Below are 18,655 nucleotides of genomic sequence, written 5' to 3' on the forward strand. Positions count from 1 at the left end.
CAAGCTAGTGCCAGTCAGGCATAGATTATCGATTATGCAGCTCCAGTACGAGTCCATCCACCCCACTACCGACAGTTCTTTCACGCTGCTCCACTACACGGAGGTGCAGAACGGCGGTTTGCTCTGGCACTACCATCCTGAGTACGAGCTGGTATATGTCCCGCGCGGGACCGGCCGGCGCCACATCGGGCAGCACATTTCCCGGTTCGAGCAGGGTGAGCTGGCCCTTATCGGGCCCAACCTGCCGCACCTGAGCTTCAGCTACGGGCAGCAGGGCGCCTTCGAGGAAATTGTGGTGCAGCTGCGGGCCGATTTTATGGGCGAAGCCTTCTGGCAGCGGCCTGAGCTGGCTGCCATTCAGCAGCTGCTTTCCCGCTCCCAGCAGGGCCTATGCTTTGGGCCGGCCACCCGCGCCGCCCTGGACCCGCTGCTGCGCCAGCTGCTCACGGAGCCGCCGCTTGCCCGCCTGCTCACGCTGTTGCGCGTGCTCCAGCTCCTGGCCGAAACCACCGAGGTAGAGCCCCTGCACGCCGGCAGCGGCGGCCTGGGCCCGCACGGCCGCGAGCAGCAGCGCCTGAGCAAGGTGTATCAGTATCTGGAAGAAAACTACCGCCGTCCCATTGGGGTGGATGAGGTAGCCGACGTGGCCAACCTCTCGGTGCCGGCGTTCTGCCGCTACTTCAAGAAGATGACGCGCCACACCCTCACCGATTTTCTGCAGGAATACCGCGTAAGCCAGGCCTGCCGCCTGCTGGTGAACGAAGACCTGACCATCACGCAGATTTGCTATGGCAGCGGTTTCAACAACGTGTCGCACTTCAACAAGACCTTCCGCCGCCACACTGGCCAGAGCCCCAGCGAGTACCGCCGCCAGCGCCTAAGCTAGCGGCGCGGAACCAGCGGCCGGGCGCAAGTGTCTGTTCTGCAGATACCCCGGCTATGTTGTTTCTTCTTTCTCTATGGCAGCTTTTCAGCGAACTGCTGCTTGCCCCGGCGCCCTCTCCCCCACTCGTTTTGCAGCCGGCCCGGCTGCCCTTTGTTCCCCGCGAATATTACGTGGCGGCCGTGGCCGATGCCCGCGCCAAACCGGAGCCCGTAGCCCAGCTCCTGGCTACGGCCCAGGCTACGGCACCCGAGCTGGTTGAGCTGCAAGGTGGCACGCTACCGGCCCTACGCGGATTTGTGAGCCGGACGGTGCCCCGCAACCCTGCGTTGCGGCCCGCCACCGTGCGGGTACAGGAGCTGCGCGTGCGCGAAACGGCCGGCCCCGGCGGCACTATTGACGGACAGATTATCGTGGCTTTTTCCTTTGACTGGCAGCGCGAGGGCGAAACCGTGCCGCTAACGCAGTACCGCGGCGGGGCCCGCTACCGGCGCCTGCCCAGCCAGCGGGCCGCCGTGGAGCCAGCTCTGCGGCAGGCGCTGGTGGGTGCCCTCACGTACTTTGATACCTGGATGACGCAGCAGGCCCCGCACAATGTGGCCCTGGCCCACCGCATTCAGGTGCGCTTTCTGGATGATGCGCGGGCCGCGGAGGGCGACACGCTGTTTTATCAGCCCCAACGGCCGCTGGTGTGGGCTGACTTCTCGGGGCCACGCCGCTCGGCCGGTAACTTTGCGGCAGCCGTATTCCCGAGCTTTGCTTACACGGGCAAGCCACAAGTAGTAAATGGCACCCTGCACCTCGACCTTACCTTGCAGGTGTTTGTGGTGCGCAGCTCGTCCTGGACGGCTACCCAAACCGACTATAGTCTCAACCACGAGCAGCGCCATTTCGACCTAGTGAAGCTGGTGGGTGAGCGGTTCAAGCGCAAAGTCCAGCCCGACTCCCTCACCGTGGCCGATTACAATAGCATCATTCAGCTTCAATATCTGCGCTCCTACTGGGAGATGAACCGGGTGCAGGAGCAGTACGAAGCCGAAACTCAGCACGGCACCAACGAGGCCGCCCAGCAGCGCTGGAACCAGCGCATCGACGCGGAGCTGCGGGCATTTGGGGTAAGAAGTTGAACAGCAGACCCCGCATCTTCTCAAATCCAGAAATGGTACCAGCAACGTCCTGCAGAAGCGGAGCCAAAGCCTGACGCCCCAACAAAAAAGCCTGCCCCAATAACGGAGCAGGCTTTTTTATTGGGTTGAAAGCTGGTTACAACTAGTCTTTCACTTTGCGCTGGCCATCATCGGCGTCGCGCTTCACTTTGGTACCGTTAGGGTATTCTACTTTCCGGTCGCCGTCTTTGTCGATTTTGACGGTGGTGCCGTTGGCGTACTTGATTTTGGTTTCGCCGTTCTGTTTCTGCTCATACTTCTCAATGGCCGGGCCACGACGGCGGGCGGCCGAGCGGTTGGTGGTACCTTCCTGCGTTTCGCGGTAGGTATAGGGCGTGCCGGCGTAGTAGGCGGTGCGGTTGCTTTCGTAGGTGCGGTACTGCTCCGGGTCGGTGATAATGGTGCGCACCTCGCGGTCGGTATCATCGTTCACCTGGCGCAGAGCAGCGTAGCGGCCGGTGGTATCGGTGGTATACTGCGTGTTTACCTCGTTCAGGCGGCGGCCCCGGGTGTAGTAAGTTTTTTCGATGCGCGTTACCACTACCGTATCGGTCAGGCGCAGGTCCTGGGCAATGCGGTCGGAGAGGCGGCTGGCATCGGCACCATAGGCGGCAGTATCGTTAGCCATTTGGTTGTTTTCTACTACAACGGCCGTATCGGCAGATGGCGTGGTAGCGGCATCAACGGCGGCGGGTTTGTCCTGGGAGCAGGACGCTACGGCAAAAGCAGCCGCGGCCGACAGGAAAAGCAAAGACTTGTTCATGAAAGGTCGTATCAAAGAAAAGAACATATAGCCGGTTGGCTATGCTGGGGCTGATACGGCGGCCTTCCGGTGGAGGTTGCGCCTCCGGGTTCCGACTCTTGCTGCCAGGTAAGGCCGCCTACCGTCCAAGCTGGTAACTCAGGTTCAGGCTGAGGGAGCGGTTGCGCAGGCGGCCGGGCGGGGTGCCATCCGCCGATACGGGCTGGTACACTGGGGTCAGGCCGTGCGCGTACCGGAGCCCTACGCCCAGTTTATCGGTTAGCTGATAGCCCGCACCCACCACGGCACTGAAATCCCAGCGGTGGAATTTGTCGGTGTTGTCGGTGTAGATGTTGGGGTTGCCCAGCAAGCCGCTGGGGCCGTCGAGCCAGCGGTGGCCGAGCAGGTAGCTCACCTGCGGCCCCGCTTCCAGCCACAGCTTGGACAGACGCAGCTGCATCAGCAATGGCAGCTGCAGGTAGTGCAGCCGCTCCCGAAACTCCACGTAGTTTCCGCTGGCTGCCTCAAGCCGAAAGCCCAGCCCGGCGTAGGCCAACTCGGTTTGCAGGGCTAGCCGGCCGCTGGCCGTGAGCGGCAGCCGCGCCGTGAGGCCGACGCGGGCACCCAGCCGTCCATCGGGCTCGGGCGTATCGGCATTGCGGGGGCCTCCTACGGTAGCAGCTGTCATGCCGGCCGTAAGGCCCAGGCGCAGGCCCTGGGCTTGTACCGAAGCCAGGCTGGCTACACCAAAGAGTAAGGGTAAAAAGAGCTTTTTCATAGCGCAGAAAGGCGGATAGCGTTACCTAGGAGAGCAGCTGCGGCAGCCTTTGGTGACGGGCCACCGCCGGTTTTTTGGCAGCTTTCTGATTTTCAGCTGCTTGTTTTTACCAACCGGCGCCCGGCCTCGTATCGGGGGCGGGCGCCGGTTGGTGCATTAAACTTACTTACAGGGGCGTGGCGGCCGTGGTCTGGCGCACAAACAGCAGGGCATCGTAGGCTTCGGAGAGCTTGAAGGGGAAGTAGCTGTCCTTGCCACTCTCGGGGCCGTAGCCTACCAGGCGGTGCGGACGACGCACGTCAGCGGCTTGCAGCTGGTGGGTATTCAGGTAAAACACGGCGGGCGTGAGGGCCTGCAGGCTAGCTTCCCAGGAACCGGCTATGGGCGCCTCCAGGGGATAAGAAGCCATAGGACTGCTTGGGGCAATAAAGCGGTGGTTGGTAGCCGCTACCGTACCGGTGGCGGTGGTGGTGCCCAACACGAAATACTGCCCGGGGAACATCCGCTCCAGAAATTTGCCAGTGCCGCCGCCGTTGTTGTCGCCGGGTACTACCAGACGGCGTGCTACGTGAAAATCGTGCGCCCACACAATGACCTTGCTGCCTTTGTCACGAACCAGAAACTTGGTCATCTCGGCCATCAGACTGTCGCGCGAGGACTCCTGCTTGTTTACTTTAGGCTGGTAGAACGTATCGAAGTAGTGGTGCAGGTTTTTGAGGCCCCCGGCCACTACAGGGGCCTGCTGGCGCGTCAGCTTCACGCCGGCCAGGGCTTTTTCCAGCTTCGCGGTGGCCTCGTAGCCAGACCAGCCATTAGCCAGCATCTCGGGGCGCTTAAACGGGATGCTCCGGTCGTTGAGGTTTACCCACGTTTTGTCCTGGTACTGCGTGTGCTGCACGAGCTGCTCGGTCAGGGCTTTTATTTCGGGTGTGGTGCGGGCTAGCTGCTCGCGCAACACCTCGGCGGCCGTGCTACCAAACATGCCGTCGATGCCCTGCAGCTCCACTTTGCGTAGGTGAGAAGTGTTGTAGGTGTGCATCCAGTTGAGCATTTCCTCGGTTTCGCGGTTTTGCCAGATGCTGAGCAGGTGCTTTTTCATCAGGGGCTTCAGGTCGCCTACCGTGCGGGAGTGCAGGGCCTGGTTGAGGCGGTAGCAGTCAGCGTAGGTATTTTCGAGGGCTACTTGTGTGAAGCCGGCATCTTCCATCAGAATGCGCGTGAGCCAGAAGCGCAGCTTGTAGAACTCGGCCGAGCCGTGGGTGCCTTCGCCCAGGGCCACCACTTTCTTGTCGCGCATCTGCTTGATGAGCGGCTGCACGGCCTGGCGGAACAGGTAGAAGCTCTGGGTGTTCACCGCGTTTACTACGGAGGCATCGAGGGTGATGCGGGCCGTGTCGGCGGCCGGAGCAGCAGGAGCGGATTGCGCGAAAGAAGCTACGGAAGTACCGGTGAGAAGTGCGGCGGCGAGCAGGGAGCGGAAGATGGTTTTCATGGGGTCAGTCAGGTTACAGGATGTCGGGAGAGAAAAGCCAGCCATTTCAGCGACTGGCAACGACACAAAGGAACCGGACCCCAGAGGCGAAATGAAGCCTTATTAGACCAAGCCCGGCTCCGCAGCGACGAAGGCAATGGCCCGCATTTTTGGTCGAAGAAATGCCCGTGTTGGTCGAAACCTTAGCCGGGAGCAGCGCTAAGATTCTGGGGCTATAGCGCAGACTTTGTCGTTCGCGTCTTCGCGCCGACCCAAGACCTGAAAAGCTGGCTGCGCTGGGTTTTCAGGCCATTGAACGATGTAGAGACGCCTACCTGTGTCTCGTCTTTGAACGATAATCGTCCCGACAGGCGCGGCCGACGAGACGCAAGTATGCGTCTCTACATTGTGCTGACGGCCAACCCAATCAGCTCCGGGAAAACTGGTGTGTAACGGCTTTGCCCCGGCGCCTCTCCTGCGGGAGGAGAAGCACCGGGGCAAGCAGCAACCAATGCGGAGCGGTGGCAACCTAGTTTTCCATGCGCGACTTTTCGGCCTCGATGCCCGTGCTGCGGCGCTGGCTGCCCTTCACGCGCTGGTTGCCGAACTTGTAGCTGAAGTTGAGCTTCACGAAGCGGCTTTCAGCCTTGTCGCGGTTCACGGAGTTGATGCCGTTGGCCAGCACGTCGTAGCGGTTCTGCTGGGTGTTCAGCACGTCGGTGACGTTGAGCGTGAGCGTGGCGGCATCCTTGAGCAGGGACCGGGAAAAACCCAGGCTGGTCCCGAAGCGGGCTTTGAAGGCCAGTCCCCCAAACGTCATCGGCGACATGTACATGGCCGAGGCTTCGGCCTTGAAGCTATAGGGCAGCGTGAGGGTGTGGTTGCTGGATACATAGGTGGCAGGGCGCGCGGCGCGCAGGCCGGTAGTCAGGCTGTTTACGCGGGCATATTCCAACCCTAGCGTCGTCACGGTCATCCACTTGCCGCTGAGCAGGGGCTTCATGAGCGTGGTGCTGGCCGATACCGACTCGGCGCTGCCGTAGTTGCGGAAGGAGTTGACCACTACCGGCGTGCCTTCCACCTGGCGGTAGCTGTCCACTAGCACCTGGGTGTGGTGGCCGTAGCTGATGGACGTGTTGAGCAGGCTGTTGTAGGAGTGCGTGAGTTCGAAGTTGTGCGAGAAGGACGGGCGGATATCGGGGTTGCCCTGGGCGTAGCGGTACTGGCTGATGTAGGTCACGAAAGGATTCACGATGCCAAAGGCAAACCGGTCAATCTTGCGGCTGTAAGCCAAGCCCAGCTGCACCTTCTCCGACTTGTTGTACTGGGCCGACACGCTCGGGAACAGGTTGAGGTAGTGCCGGTTGGTGGTTTGGCCGGTGGTGAGGAAGGAGCCCGTCGTGTTGGTTTGCTCGGCGCGCAGGCCCAGCTGTACGTCCACTTTGCGCACCGTGCGGTTCACGGTAGCATAGGCTGCATTCACGTTTTCGCGGTAGATGAAGTGGTTGGTTTTGCCCAGGTCCACCGTCCAGGGCTGGCCGGCCGGGGCCTGCTCCCAGCGAATGTCGTTGTCGGTGGTGGTGAAGGTGGTTTTCAGGCCGGCTTCCAGGGTGCCTTTGCCCAGGGGCTGGGTGTAGTCGGCCGAGGCCGAGCGCACGGAGTTGCGGGCCGGCGAGTTGTCGCGCAGCAGGCTGGCGAGGCCGGTTTCCTGCATACTGCCATCGAAGGCGCGGGTGGTGTAGTCGTTGTGCCAGTCTTTGCGGTAGCCGAAGTAGTCGGCGTTCAGACTCAGGGTGCGGCCCGTGGTATCGAGCCTGGTTTTGTAGTACACGTTCACGGAGGGGCTCAGAAACTGCGCGCGGCCCGCCGTATGCACCTGCGCGGCTGACTGCAGCACGTTGTTGCTAAGCCAGGCCAGGTTCTGACCGTTCCGCTCCCGGGTGTTGAGCATGCCTTTCAGCAGCATCCCGGCCGAGGCGTCTTTGCTCAGCTCATAGTCGAAGCCCAGCTTGGCGGAGTTGTTTTGGTTGCGGCGCTCCTCCCGGCCTCCTTCGCGGATTTCCAGCCCCTCGCCCAGGCGACGGAAGGCGCTGGTGGTGCTGTACACCTGGTTTTCCTGCCGGTCGAGGCTGCCGTACACGTTCAGGTGGGTGGTGCGGTGGTTGAGGCTGAGGCCGGCGTTGTAGCGGCCGTGCCGGCCTGCCCCTACACCCAGGGTAGCCGTGCCGTTGGTACCCAGCTTGCGGCCCTTGGCCGTGATGATGTTGATGATGGCCGCCCCGTTGGCATCGTAGCGGGCCGAAGGATTGGCAATGACTTCTACCTGGTCCAGGGTGTTGGCCGGCATGGCTTCCAGCATCGTTTTCAGCTCCGCGCCGCTCATGTTGGTGGGCTTGCCGTCGAGCAGCACCGATACCACTTTGCCGCGCAGCTGGAAGCCCCCGCCTTGCTCCAGCACGCCGGGGGCGCGGCCCAGCACGTCGTAGGCGTTGCCGCCGGCGGCAATGGGGCTGGCGGCAACGTTCAGTACCAGCTTGCCGGCCCGCTGCTCAATAAAGGGCTTCGCTGCCGTGACGGTGACGCCCTTCAGGTGCTGCCCAACCGGAGCCAGCAGCACCGGCGCCAGCGCGGCGGGCAGCCCAGCGCCCACCTCCACTCCTACCGGCGCCCCCGACTTATAGCCGAGGTAGCGCACCAGCAGTTGGTAGCGGCCCGCCGGCACCTGCTCGAAGCGAAAGGCGCCTTGCTCGTTGCTGATGGTGCTGAGCACCGAACCCGCCGCGGGCTGGAGCACCACCGTAGCAAAGGGCAGCACCTGGCGGGTGAGGCTGTCGGCCACGGTACCCGTGAGCGGGTGGGCGGCAGCCGGCTGACTGGCCTGGGCCGGGGCGGTGATTTGGGCAATAGATACGGCGGGCACGGCGGCCAGGGAAGCCAGGGAAGCCAGGAAAAGCAGGGAGGCGGAAGCGTTTTTCATGAGGTTGAGAGCAAGAAGCTGGTCGAGGACAACCCCAGCCACTAACCGGCTGGGAACAGGACAAAGCAACTGCCTCCCAGCGCGTTTCCGACCCTTTTTTCGACCAGCCACCGCGTTGGTCCGACCAAGCGGGCAGCCCGCTTTTTTAGTCGAAAAAATGCCCGCATTGGTCGAAATGCCGCTTGATTGATGGGGCAGGCGGCCGGAAAATCCCCCAACTTGGCCCCATGCAAACCTCCTCCCCCGACCGGCCCAGCCGCTTTCCGCTACTCTTCGAAGGCCTGATCTGGTGCCTGTATGTGGGCCTGTATAAGTACAATCATTTCATGACAGAAGCCGCGCGGCTGCACCGCCCCGTCGGGTACCCCAACTTCCCCTACCCGCAACTTATGTTGTTTGCCCTGCTAGCCACGCTCTACATTGTGCCCTACTACCGCTGGCTGGTGCCGGTGCTGCTGCGCCGCCGCCGCTACGCGCTGCTGGGCGTGGCGTCCATCCTGTATCTGTGGTGGGGCATCAAGCTGAACACGGCGCTGGCTCACGGCCTGTTTCAGTACGTGGCCAGTCCTCCGCTGCTGGCAGAATACTACCAGTATGGCTTGCAGGAAGCTCGCTATGCGCTCCAGCTGCGGCAGCCTTATCTTAGCCTGCTGTTCACGGACCTGCTGGCCTTTAGCTGCGTGGCCTTTGTGCGGGTGGCTTTCGAGCACGAGTACCGCCGCCGCCACCTCGAAAAAGACCATATGGCCCTGCAGATGGAGCAGCTGAAGGCCCAGCTGCAGCCGCACTTCCTGTTCAATACGCTCAACAGCATCTACGGCCTGAGTCTGGCCGGCTCCCCCGAAACCCCGCGCTTTATTCTGCTGCTCTCGGAACTAATGCGCTATGTGCTCTATGACAGCGGCAAGGCCCGCATTGCCTTGGCCGAGGAAGTGTCGTTTCTGGAAAACTACTTCGAGCTGGAGCAGCGCAAGTACGCCGGGGCGCAGATAAAGCTCCAGACCGTGGGCGAACCAGCCGGCGTGCAGGTGCCCCCGCTGCTGCTGCTGCCGCTGGTGGAAAACAGCTTCAAGCACGGCCGCCACCACTTCTCCGACAACGCCTCGGTAGACGCTACCCTCACTGCCACGCCCGGCCGCCTGCACTTCGTCATCGAAAACGACATGCTGCCCGAAGCGCCGGTGGCCTCGCCCAAGCGCAGCGGCGGCATCGGCCTGCAGAACATCCGCCAGCGCCTGGAGCTGTACTATCCCGGCGCCCACGAGCTGCGCCTCACCGAGCAAAACGGCCGCTACCGCGCCGAGCTGACGCTGCACCTCTGAGACGCTGAGGCTGGACTTGCCTTTGCAAAGCCGTGAAGGACTTCGGAAGGCACGACCAACAACGTACGGCTACTGCGCCCGAACCGCTACCTTGCGCTATGCTCTTTTATACCGTGATGAAGCCCCTGGTGCAGGTGGCGCTTCGTGTCTTTTTCCGCCAGCTCGAAGTCCGGAACCCCAAGCGGCTGCAGGTGCCGGGGCCGCTGCTGATTGTGGGCAACCACCCCAACACGCTCATGGACCCGCTGGTGGTGGCCGTAAACCGGCGCGACCCTATTGCCTTTCTGGCCAAGAGCACGTTTTTCCAGAACCCCATCCTGAAGGCTATTATGGAGTCGGGCAACTCCATCCCGATTTACCGGCGGCAGGACGTGGAAACCGGGGCCGAAAAGCTTACGCCTGAGCAGTTGGCCGCCCAGAACGAGGCCATCTTCGGGCGCTGCTACGACTACTTCGACCGGCGCGGCACCATTATGATTTTCCCGGAGGGCACCAGTGTGCAGGAGCGGCGCCTGCGCCCCCTCAAAACCGGGGCGGCCCGCATTGCCCTGGGCGCCGAGGCCCGCCGCAACTTTCAGATGGGCTTGCAGATTCTGCCGCTGGGCATCAACTACTTCGACCCGCAGCGGTTTCGCTCCGATGCCTTCCTGAACCCGGGCCCCACCATTCGGGTGGCCGACTACGCTGACCTGTACCGCCAGGACCCGGAAGCCGCTGCCGATGCCCTTACCGAGGAAATCCGCCAGCGGCTGGAAGTGCGCCTCGTCATCACCCGCGACGCGGCCGAGGACGAGCTCAGCCAGCAGGTGGAGCGCACCTTCGGCTCCCACCTCAACCCCGACGACGACCCCACCACCCTCTACGACAACTTCCAGCTTAGCCGCACTGTGCAGCAGGGCATCCTGTACTTCGAGCAGCACGCCCCCGCACGGCTGGCGGAAGTGCGCGAGCAGCTCTCGGCCTACCTCTCCGAGCTGCGCCAGCTGGGTTTGACGGACGAGGCCCTGGAGTCGGGACGGCAGCGGCCGGGCACCCGCCTGTCGCGGGCTGCCAAGGCCACGCTGCGGCTGGTGCTGGGCTTCCCGGTGTACCTGTACGGGGCCATCAACAACTACCTACCCTACAAGCTGCCGTCAATGGTAGCCCGGCGCGCCACCAAGGATGCGGAGTTTGTGGCGCCCATTATGCTAGTGACGGGCATGCTGACCTTCAGCCTGGCCTACGTGCTGCAGACGATGCTGGTGCATCACTTCACCCAAGACTGGCGCTGGACTACGCTCTACGCCCTGAGCCTAGCGCCTACTGGCTTTTATGCCCTTAGCTACTGGAACAACCTGGAAACCCGGGTGCACCGCCTGCGGGCCCTGCGTTTGTTTCGGCGGGAGCCTGCGCGCACGGCCGGGCTGCTCCGGCAGCGGGGCCACATCCTGCAGCTGCTGGGCGAGGCCCGCGCAGCCTACCTGGCTGCCCGCACCGCCCAGCGCGCTTAGCAGCTAAGTCACCTAGAAATCAAGCTTCAGACCCAGACTCAGCACCAGAATATCGGCCGGCGACAACCCCTTCAGGTTCTGGGCATAGCTGATGAGATACAGGTCGTTGGAGCCCAGCTCGTAGTAAGCCGAGAGGTAACGCGAGCGGCCATTGGCGGTAGTGGGCAAGGCATAGCCCACGCGGCTGCCCAGCAGCGGCCCCACCCGCGTGTCGGTCGAAAACCAGTAGTAGTCTTTGGTATACTGACCTTGCTCCTCGTCGTTGATGGTGCCGTGGGTGTAGCTGAAATAGCCGCCTACCATGAGCGGGCGCAGCTGCCACTCTCCCCTACGGGCAGCACCCAGGGCGAGTACAGAAACTTGGCCGAAGCCAGGGAAAGCGTGGAGCCCGCGTACTTTTTGGGCACATAGCCCACCAGAATATCCAGGTCGGCGTGGTTTCGCCAGAACGAGTAGCCCGCACCAGCCGCTACCATGCCCAGGCCCCCGCCGGTTTGCAGCACGAGGTGGCGGGGCCGGTACCAGGGCGGCGTGTCGGCGGTTGAGGCGGGGGCCTGCGCAGTTGTGTCCGGGGCGAGAGGAGCAGCCGGAGAGGCCAGCGGCAAAGCCAGCAAAGCCGAAAGGAAAAGGTGCGCTGCCATTAGAACTGCACGTGTTTAAGCCGAAATTCTTTGTCGCCCCACACGGTTACTACCACGTACTGGTTTTTCTCGAACCCGTTGGAGTTGATGTAGGTAATGCCGTCGTTGAAGGGCTGCCCGATGCTGAAGGAGTGCCGGTGCCCATTCATCTCGAAGGCCAGGCGCGGGGCCTCACGCAGCAGCCGTACGTACCCATCGCGCACGGCCGGGTCGAAGTCCTCATCCTGCGGGGGCACGTGCGACACGATAATCTGGCGGCGCGCGCCGTTGTCGGCCAGCTGCTGCTGCACCCAAGGCAGGTCGGGCACCTGGCCGTTGAAGTTGTACTCGCGGCCGTTGGTGTCCGTCATAATAAACTGCGTATCCCCGTAGGTAAACGAGTAGTTGAGCGGCCCGAAGATGTGCTGGTAGGCCTCGCGGCCGTTGCCCACCTGGTCGTGGTTGCCGATGACGGTCAGGTAAGGCACGCTCAGCTTGCGCAGGTGGTCGTCGACCCAGCGCATTTCCCGGCCCATTCCGAAGTCCGAAATGTCGCCGGCTATGAGCACAAACTGGATGCCCGCCTGCTGATTCACGCTTTTCACCAGCGCTTCAGCCTCATCATAAAAGCGCTGGGAGTCTCCCGTGAATACAAAGCGCAGGGTGTCGCCGGGCGGCAGCGGGGCGGCCTGCAGGCGGGCCAGGTTCTTAACCGTAAGGTCCTGCTGGTCGCCGGGCGAGCGGTAGTCGTTGGGACTGAATTCAAGTAAATCGGCGCAGCCGCTGAGCAGCAGGGCCGTTGCGGCCGGTAGCAATGGCCGCAGAAAAGACGAAGAAGTAAAAAGGGGCATGACTACAGCACAGAAACCACGAAACCGCCCTCTCTCAGCGAGGCAGCGGACGCGGTTAATACCGGGTCAGAGGCATAATTGTTAGCCTGACTGTAGCACTCAGGCAGGCGTGGAATGGCCGCGTTTCCTCAAAACGGCGGCCGGTAAAGTTGTTGGCGCTAAAACGCAATAAAAAAAAACCTAGCGTTTCCTCCCGAAGAGGTTACAATTCAGGAAAGCAGATAGCCGTACAGAGCGGAGCGAATTGCCTCGCTCCGCTCTGTACGACGTTCTATGCCATTGACCGGCTACTCGTCCAGGTACTGGTGCACGAACTTGATGGCCATGCTGCCTTCGCCCACGGCCGAGGCCACCCGGGCCATGGCCCCGGCCCGGCTGTCGCCGGCGGCAAAGATGCCAGGCACGCAGGTTTCCAGGGCAAACGGCTCACGCTGGCGCTTCCAGCTGGCGGCGTAGCGCGGGTCCTGCACCAGGTCGCGGCCAGTGAGCACGAAGCCTTTAGCGTCGCAGATGACCTGCTCGCACACCCACTCGGTGCTGGGCCGCGCTCCAATGAACACAAATAAGGCCCGCGCCGGCCGCACCTCTTCCTGGCCCCGGCTACTGATGACCACACTTTCGAGGTGGTCGTGCCCGCGCACGGCGGCCACCTGAGTGTGGGGCAGAATCTCGATGTTGGGCGTGCGGCCGATCTGTTCAATCAGGTAAGCCGACATGCTGGCCGCTAGGGACTCGCCCCGGATGAGGATGTATACCCGCCGGGCGTAGGTGGCCAGGTACATGGCAGCCTGCCCGGCCGAGTTGCCCCCGCCCACGATGTACACATCCTGCTCCTGACAAGAGCGCGCCTCGGTGCGGGCCGCGCCGTAGTACACACCGGCGCCCGTCAGCGCATCAATGCCGGGCACGTCGAGGGTGCGGTAGCTCACGCCGGTGGTGAGCACCACGGCGCGGGTGCGCACCTCGCTGCCGTTGCCGAGGGTGAGGACTTTATAGCCATCCTGCACGCACAGGGCCGTTACTTCCTGGGGGGCCAGAAACTCGGCCCCGAGGCGCACGGCCTGGGTCCAGGCCCGGTGAGCCAGCTCGGTGCCGCTCAGGCCCGTGGGGAAGCCCAGGTAGTTTTCGATGCGCGAGGAGGTGCCCGCCTGTCCGCCCGGCGACTCTCGCTCGATAATCAGCGTCTTCAGCCCCTCCGAAGCCCCATACACTGCCGCCGCCAGCCCCGAGGGGCCGGCCCCAATCACCACCACATCGTAAAGGTCCTGCGAGGCTTGCACCACCAGCCCCAGCTTGGCGGCCACGGCAGCGCGGTCGGGCTGGGCCAGCGCAGTACCATCTTCGAATACGACGGCCGGCAGATCGGCGGGGCCGTAACCCACGCGGGCCAGCAGGGCAGCGGCTTCGGGCTGGGCCTCGAAGTCAAGCCACTGAAACGCCACCATGTAGCCGGCCAGGAAGTCTTTGAGGGCGTGGGAAAGCGGTGACCATTGAAACCCGATGAGCCGCACACCCTGGAAGCGGGGCTGGTGCGTGGCCTGCCAGGAGCTCAGCAGGTCGTGAAGCGTGGGGTAGAGCAGCTGCTGGGGCGGGTCCCAGGGCTTCATCAGGTAATAGTCGAGGCGGGCGTGGTTGATGGCCCGGATGGCGGCCTCGGTATCGGCGTAGGCCGTGAGCAGCACGCGGCGGGCGTCCGGGAACAGGGTGCGGGCCTGCTCCAGCAGCTCCACTCCTTCCATCTCGGGCATCCGCTGGTCGGCCAGCAGCAAAGCCAGGGACTCGTTGCGCACCTGCAGCTCCCGCAGCGTGGCCAGGGCCTCGGCCCCCGAGCTGGCGCGCAGCACCCGGTAGTCGCGCCGGAACTCCTGGCGCAGGTCCCGGTCGATGGCGGCCAGCACCTGCGGGTCATCGTCAACGGCCAGAATAACGGGTTTCTTTTCCATGAGTCGGGTGATAGGGTAACAGGTGATGAGGTAACAGGTGACTAGGGCGGCGACGCTAGGCCGTCGTGCTTCGCTCCGCGCTGCATGACGTGTCGGCGACGCAGGTGGCTTGGTTTCGTGCAAAACTCAAGTGCCTTAGACCAGCGCGACATAAGCAGGTTTTCGGGAAGTCGCACCGAAGGCACACCGAACCCACTCCGAAGGGGCTGCGATTTTACTCCGAACCCTCTGCCTGAGAAAAACACAATCAGGCAAAGCAACTCAGCTTACGACCGGCAGCCAGGCGCAGAACTCGGTGCGACCCGGCGCGGAGCGTACTTCCAGGCGGCCGCCGTGGTTGCGAAGGATGCGCTGGGCAATATCCAGCCCCAGCCCGGTGCCCTCGCCCGCCTGCTTGGTGGTGAAGAACGGCTCAAAGATATGCGGCAGCACCTCGGCCGGGATGCCGGGCCCATTGTCCACAATGAGCACCTGCACGAACTCGCCCTGGCGCTGGGTGCGTACTTCGAGCTGCCCGCCCAGGGGCAGCACATCCAGGGCGTTATCGAGCAGGTTGGTCCACACCTGGTTGAGGGAGCTGACCTGCCCGCGCACCGGCGGCAGCCCTGGGGCAAAGGCACGCACCAGCCGGATCTGCCGCTCGCGCAGGCGGTAGCCCAGCATGTTGAGGGTGCTTTCGAGACCGGCCTGCACATCAAGTGGGGCGTAGTTGGCGCCCCGGTCCATGTGCGAATAGGTCTTCACGTTGGAAACCAGGGTACTGATGCGGGTGGAAGCTTCCTGTACGTCGTGCAGCAGGCAGCGGGCCGTCAGCTGGCTTTCCAGCCAGGCCAGGGCAATGGGACGGGCCTCGGGGGCAAGAGTTGCCGCCAGGGGCTCCAGCTCGGCGCGGGTGCGGCCGGCCTGCAGCAGCGGAGCGGCCAGCCGGTAGCCGTCGGGCACGCCCTGGCTTTCAAGCCAGTCGGCCAGCAGGTCTTCCTCATCGGCGCACTCCAGAGCCGTGAAGCCGCCCCGGTTTTCGGGCGCTGCCGGCTCGGCCAGCGCCACGAGCAAGGCCAGGGCCTCGGGTGTGGGGCAGTGCTGCACCAGCGCCTGCAGAAACGCGGGCTGCTGGCTTACCTGGCTGGCCAGGGCCTGGGCGGCGCGGGCAATGGCGGCGGCGGGGTTGTTAAGCTCGTGGGCCAGCCCGGCCGAGAGCTTGCCCAGGGCCCGCAGCTTCTCATCGCGCTCCTGGGCGCGGGTTTCGTCGCGGGCCCGGTCGCTCATGGCACTCACCAGGCGCTGCACCAGTTCGGGGCTCACCTGTTCCATTTCCGGAAACAGGTTGCGGTGCAACGCCAGCAGCACCGTGGGCCCGGTAGTGACCCCGAAGCCACTGCTGGTGCGCAGGCGCGAGTAAGGCAGCACCCCGCTGATCTGACCGGCCTCTATCCGAAAGCCTGGCTCCCGCTGCCCGTTCACCACCCGAAAGAATTGCAGGCCGCCCTGTAGAATCACCATCATATAGTCGGCCGGCTCGCCGGGGCGCATAATATCCTGCTGGGCGGCAAACTCGCGCCGCTCCCCGTGGGTCAGCAGCCAGTCGTACACGGTGGGTGGCAGGTCGGCCAGCAGGGGCACGGCCGCCAGGTCGGCGGCGGAAAGAAGCGTTTCGGACATGGCAGTGAACGTTGATTGCTGACAACAAGCTAGCTGCCGGATTGGCTTACAGGCATCCGGGCTTCGTATGGGCCTGATCTGCCGGCCCACCTATACCATAGCGCGGCTCCATCCCAGGGCAGGCCCCCGGATAAGAAGGCCTGCGCTAAGATGGAGCCGGAAGTACAGGATGATGCGGCCGGTTACTTACTTTCTGCCGGGGCCGCAGCGTCGCAGTTATCGGGCTTCAGGTCGGCGTTTTTCTTCTTGTAGGTCGACTCGGTAACTTCCGTAAAGACCATTTTTACGGTCATCAGGCGGGTTTTCACATCGCCCTGAATATAGTAGACCTTGCCGGCTTCCAGGGTCAGGTCAAACTTGTCGTGGTCAGGCAGGTTGAGGCCGCCGGCCACGGAGGTGAAGGCCGTTTCGCCTGGCTTCAGCTTCACCACAAAGTAGCGTTTGTTGCTAAGGCGGCACAGCTCGGCCCCGTTGGCCCGAATGGTGAAGTTCACGCCGGCCTGCGCCAGCATGGGCGGGCGGTAAAACACCACGGTGGCCATATCGGGCGTGGGGGCGGGCAGGGTGCCCTGGGCATAGCTGGCACTGGCGGCAGCCATTAGTATGCCTGTGCAAAGAAGGTAGCGCATGAAGTGGGTTAGGGTGAAGCGTTGGCAATTCCGGCCCAATATAGAACGTCATGGCTGATGCCCAAAGCGGCTATGAGTTGCAGAGGTTTGTCTTCCACACATTGCGCAGAGTAGCTGCTTTCTTAGCTAGGCGAGGTAACATAACGGCCGGCTGGCGAGTTGGCCCAAGGCTTGGCTAGTGCGTAGCCAGCGGTAGGGCTTCAGACCGAGCTCCTGCCTGGGCTTCCAGTGCACGTAGGCGAGCTTCTGGCGCGGCGGTGTCGGCTTCCAGGCAAATTGGCGCAGTCGGTGAATACAAAGCTGTCTGTGGCCAACAGGCCCCGGTCACTGTTCACTTCTAGGCCAGCAAAGGAATTGTTGTTATAACTGCTATCCAGGGTGCGTGGAGTACCCACACTAACCAGCCCCTCCGAGTAGGCGCGCAGGTCAGTCGTGCTTACCGCATCAGTCGTGCTATTCTGACCCACCAGGATGTTGGTACCCAGGTCAGGTTCAGGTGGCGTTGTGGATGCCCATGTTGTCGCCGCTATGGGTTTTGTCGGGCATCAGGGGTAAAAAGGCGAGTACGCGTAGCCACAAAACTCGCTATGATCTACCGGTGGGTCTGGTAACTTTCTGCCAAGTTGGGAATTGGAGGAAACCAACAGTTCAGGTAAATCTTAGCCCAAGCCATTACTCTGCCGCCCGGGCTCCGAGCAGCGTCTCCAGATTCTTAAGCCGGGTTTCCAGCGAGGCGGTGCTGGCCGTTTGCGCCTGTTGCTGCCGCAGCTGGGCCTGGGCCGCCGACAGTTCGGTGCGTAGCTGCTCAAGCTGCCGCTGCTGCTCTTTCAGGGCTTCTACCAGTACGGGCGTGAGCTGGGCATAGTTCACAGCTTTAAGTCCGTCCTTGTCAGTGCTCACCAGTTCGGGGTACACTTGTTCCAGCTCCTGGGCAATGAAGCCCACCTGCTCGCCCTGTGGCCCTTGGCCGGCCCGGAAACGGTAGCGGCGGCCTTGCAGTGCCTGCACTCCGGCCAGCGCGTTACTTATAGGGCGCACGTCGGTTTTCAGGCGGGCATCGGAGCTCGTAGAAACCACGCCCTGCAACGTGAGATTACCGGTGATGGTGATACCGCCCTCGGCGTACACGGCCACTTTGCGGTTGGTGGTGCTGGTGCCGGCGCCCACGATGTTAAGTGCGTCGGCCGTGAGGTTGCCGTAGCCGATGGTGCCAGCCTGAGCGTGCTTATCCGCCACACCCGAGCCAAACTCCAAGGTATTGGCTCCCTGGATTTTCACGTTGCCCTGCACGTCCAGCTTGGCCTGCGGACTGGGGGTGCCGATGCCTACGTTGCCGCTGGCGCTGATGTCGAGAGAACTGGTAGGGGCGCCGGGGCGGATGCGAAAAGGCAGGCGTGAGCCTCCCGTCAGGTCGCGCACAAAGAAGTTGGCTTCGTTGGCCCCGATATCCCATGTCTGGGCCGTGAAGCCGCCAGTACTGGTCTGCTCCATACGAATGGCCGGGGTATTACCACGCAGCAGGTGCAACAGCAGCGCGGGGCCAGTGGTGCCTATGCCCAGTGCAGTGGAGGTCGTCAAGTTGCCGCCGAAGCTGCCGTTGCCGGTCACACTCAGCGCCCCGGTAGTCGTGATCGGGCCGGTGAAGTAGCCCGCGCCGGCCACATGCAGCAGGTACTGCGGGTTATCAACGCCGATGCCCACGTTGCCGCTGTAGTTCCAGGTCAGCACCGACTGACGGGCACCACCACGGTTGATGCCCAGTACGCCGCCCGTATAGCCGTAGAGTACTGGCCCATCTACGTTCTGGCCCAGCCAGTTCTTCGTGCTGTTGGCCGCACCGTACCAGCCCAGTCCATGGTTGGTATCGGTAAAGTTCCGCAGCAGTATTTCGTGGTCGTTGAAGCCGTAATTCTGCGTGGCCTGGGCTTGCGCCTTTACGGTACTGAGCAGGGGCAGCACTAGGATACCCATAAGGCAGCGGATAACAGAGCGTGTCATAGGACGGGGTAGCGTGAAGCCCCTAAACTACTAGGAGTCCGGCTCAAAAGAAAAGCTATGTATGTCAACGCCGTCATTTGAGATGTCGAAAGCTCGGGACGACTTCTTATGCCAAGCCCGTCAGCT

At 63.0% G+C, this 18,655-nt stretch carries 15 protein-coding genes; 4 read left to right on the top strand and 11 right to left on the bottom strand.

Features of this window, described 5'->3' with window-relative positions:
• The first annotated feature begins 34 nt into the window (after positions 1-34).
• Positions 35-886, top strand: a complete 852-nt coding sequence (locus LRS06_RS06810) for an AraC family transcriptional regulator (RefSeq protein WP_257870796.1) — start codon at positions 35-37, stop codon at positions 884-886.
• Positions 887-939: 53 nt separating this feature from the next.
• Positions 940-2,010 carry a hypothetical protein gene (locus LRS06_RS06815; RefSeq protein WP_257870797.1) on the top strand — a complete coding sequence of 357 codons (1,071 nt, stop codon included), beginning with the start codon at positions 940-942 and terminating at the stop codon, positions 2,008-2,010.
• A 142-nt stretch (positions 2,011-2,152) separates the two neighbouring features.
• Here LRS06_RS06815 and LRS06_RS06820 read toward each other — a convergent pair whose 3' ends face one another.
• The 4 genes from LRS06_RS06820 to LRS06_RS06835 all read right to left on the bottom strand — a co-directional run bounded on the left by LRS06_RS06820 (position 2,153) and on the right by LRS06_RS06835 (position 8,017).
• The gene (locus LRS06_RS06820) at positions 2,153-2,812 is read right to left on the bottom strand and encodes a T-complex 10 C-terminal domain-containing protein (protein ID WP_257870798.1); all 660 of its coding nucleotides are present in this window, start codon (positions 2,810-2,812) and stop codon (positions 2,153-2,155) included.
• Between the two features lie 118 nt (positions 2,813-2,930).
• Positions 2,931-3,569: a porin family protein gene (locus LRS06_RS06825; protein ID WP_257870799.1), complete on the bottom strand. Its 639-nt coding sequence runs from the start codon at positions 3,567-3,569 to the stop codon at positions 2,931-2,933.
• A 166-nt stretch (positions 3,570-3,735) separates the two neighbouring features.
• Positions 3,736-5,061: an erythromycin esterase family protein gene (locus LRS06_RS06830; RefSeq protein ID WP_257870800.1), complete on the bottom strand. Its 1,326-nt coding sequence runs from the start codon at positions 5,059-5,061 to the stop codon at positions 3,736-3,738.
• A 508-nt stretch (positions 5,062-5,569) separates the two neighbouring features.
• A complete protein-coding gene (locus tag LRS06_RS06835; RefSeq protein WP_257870801.1) occupies positions 5,570-8,017 on the bottom strand; it encodes a TonB-dependent receptor in 2,448 nt (815 codons plus the stop codon).
• Positions 8,018-8,244: 227 nt separating this feature from the next.
• Between LRS06_RS06835 and LRS06_RS06840 the strand changes: the two genes are divergently transcribed.
• Both LRS06_RS06840 and LRS06_RS06845 read left to right on the top strand, forming a co-directional pair.
• On the top strand, positions 8,245-9,339 hold the full coding sequence (locus tag LRS06_RS06840) for a sensor histidine kinase (RefSeq protein WP_257870802.1): 1,095 nt from the start codon (positions 8,245-8,247) through the stop codon (positions 9,337-9,339).
• A gap of 98 nt (positions 9,340-9,437) precedes the next feature.
• Positions 9,438-10,829 carry a lysophospholipid acyltransferase family protein gene (locus LRS06_RS06845; protein ID WP_257870803.1) on the top strand — a complete coding sequence of 464 codons (1,392 nt, stop codon included), beginning with the start codon at positions 9,438-9,440 and terminating at the stop codon, positions 10,827-10,829.
• A gap of 12 nt (positions 10,830-10,841) precedes the next feature.
• On the opposite strand, the gene LRS06_RS06850 is transcribed toward LRS06_RS06845, so the two are convergent.
• The 7 genes from LRS06_RS06850 to LRS06_RS06880 all read right to left on the bottom strand — a co-directional run bounded on the left by LRS06_RS06850 (position 10,842) and on the right by LRS06_RS06880 (position 18,529).
• Entirely contained in the window at positions 10,842-11,132 is a 291-nt protein-coding gene (locus LRS06_RS06850; protein WP_257870804.1) for a hypothetical protein, read from the bottom strand.
• Positions 11,126-11,470, bottom strand: a complete 345-nt coding sequence (locus LRS06_RS06855; RefSeq protein WP_257870805.1) for a hypothetical protein — start codon at positions 11,468-11,470, stop codon at positions 11,126-11,128. The genes LRS06_RS06850 and LRS06_RS06855 overlap by 7 nt, the downstream gene beginning before the upstream one ends.
• On the bottom strand, positions 11,470-12,300 hold the full coding sequence (locus LRS06_RS06860; protein WP_257870806.1) for a metallophosphoesterase: 831 nt from the start codon (positions 12,298-12,300) through the stop codon (positions 11,470-11,472). Before LRS06_RS06860 ends, LRS06_RS06855 begins: the two co-directional genes overlap by 1 nt.
• A gap of 287 nt (positions 12,301-12,587) precedes the next feature.
• Positions 12,588-14,243 (bottom strand): FAD-dependent oxidoreductase, encoded by a 1,656-nt coding sequence (locus tag LRS06_RS06865; RefSeq protein ID WP_257870807.1) that lies wholly within the window; start codon positions 14,241-14,243, stop codon positions 12,588-12,590.
• Between the two features lie 261 nt (positions 14,244-14,504).
• Positions 14,505-15,902, bottom strand: coding sequence for a sensor histidine kinase (locus tag LRS06_RS06870; protein ID WP_257870808.1), 1,398 nt, complete (start codon positions 15,900-15,902; stop codon positions 14,505-14,507).
• 182 nt (positions 15,903-16,084) lie between these two features.
• The gene (locus LRS06_RS06875) at positions 16,085-16,531 is read right to left on the bottom strand and encodes a DUF2846 domain-containing protein (protein WP_257870809.1); all 447 of its coding nucleotides are present in this window, start codon (positions 16,529-16,531) and stop codon (positions 16,085-16,087) included.
• A 672-nt stretch (positions 16,532-17,203) separates the two neighbouring features.
• Positions 17,204-18,529, bottom strand: a complete 1,326-nt coding sequence (locus LRS06_RS06880) for a tail fiber domain-containing protein (protein ID WP_257870810.1) — start codon at positions 18,527-18,529, stop codon at positions 17,204-17,206.
• Positions 18,530-18,655 lie beyond the last annotated feature (126 nt).

Source organism: Hymenobacter sp. J193 (assembly GCF_024700075.1).
In the GTDB taxonomy this organism is placed as follows: Bacteria; Bacteroidota; Bacteroidia; order Cytophagales; family Hymenobacteraceae; genus Hymenobacter.

Bases quoted from the DNA above. Each gene is read 5' to 3' on its own strand.
- LRS06_RS06810 (WP_257870796.1), top strand. From the start codon at position 35: ATGCAGCTCCAGTACGAGTCCATCCACCCCACTACCGACAGTTCTTTC.
- LRS06_RS06815 (WP_257870797.1), top strand. From the start codon at position 940: ATGTTGTTTCTTCTTTCTCTATGGCAGCTTTTCAGCGAACTGCTGCTT.
- LRS06_RS06820 (WP_257870798.1), bottom strand. From the start codon at position 2,812: ATGAACAAGTCTTTGCTTTTCCTGTCGGCCGCGGCTGCTTTTGCCGTA.
- LRS06_RS06825 (WP_257870799.1), bottom strand. From the start codon at position 3,569: ATGAAAAAGCTCTTTTTACCCTTACTCTTTGGTGTAGCCAGCCTGGCT.
- LRS06_RS06830 (WP_257870800.1), bottom strand. From the start codon at position 5,061: ATGAAAACCATCTTCCGCTCCCTGCTCGCCGCCGCACTTCTCACCGGT.
- LRS06_RS06835 (WP_257870801.1), bottom strand. From the start codon at position 8,017: ATGAAAAACGCTTCCGCCTCCCTGCTTTTCCTGGCTTCCCTGGCTTCC.
- LRS06_RS06840 (WP_257870802.1), top strand. From the start codon at position 8,245: ATGCAAACCTCCTCCCCCGACCGGCCCAGCCGCTTTCCGCTACTCTTC.
- LRS06_RS06845 (WP_257870803.1), top strand. From the start codon at position 9,438: ATGCTCTTTTATACCGTGATGAAGCCCCTGGTGCAGGTGGCGCTTCGT.
- LRS06_RS06850 (WP_257870804.1), bottom strand. From the start codon at position 11,132: ATGGTAGGCGGCTATTTCAGCTACACCCACGGCACCATCAACGACGAG.
- LRS06_RS06855 (WP_257870805.1), bottom strand. From the start codon at position 11,470: ATGGCAGCGCACCTTTTCCTTTCGGCTTTGCTGGCTTTGCCGCTGGCC.
- LRS06_RS06860 (WP_257870806.1), bottom strand. From the start codon at position 12,300: ATGCCCCTTTTTACTTCTTCGTCTTTTCTGCGGCCATTGCTACCGGCC.
- LRS06_RS06865 (WP_257870807.1), bottom strand. From the start codon at position 14,243: ATGGAAAAGAAACCCGTTATTCTGGCCGTTGACGATGACCCGCAGGTG.
- LRS06_RS06870 (WP_257870808.1), bottom strand. From the start codon at position 15,902: ATGTCCGAAACGCTTCTTTCCGCCGCCGACCTGGCGGCCGTGCCCCTG.
- LRS06_RS06875 (WP_257870809.1), bottom strand. From the start codon at position 16,531: ATGCGCTACCTTCTTTGCACAGGCATACTAATGGCTGCCGCCAGTGCC.
- LRS06_RS06880 (WP_257870810.1), bottom strand. From the start codon at position 18,529: ATGACACGCTCTGTTATCCGCTGCCTTATGGGTATCCTAGTGCTGCCC.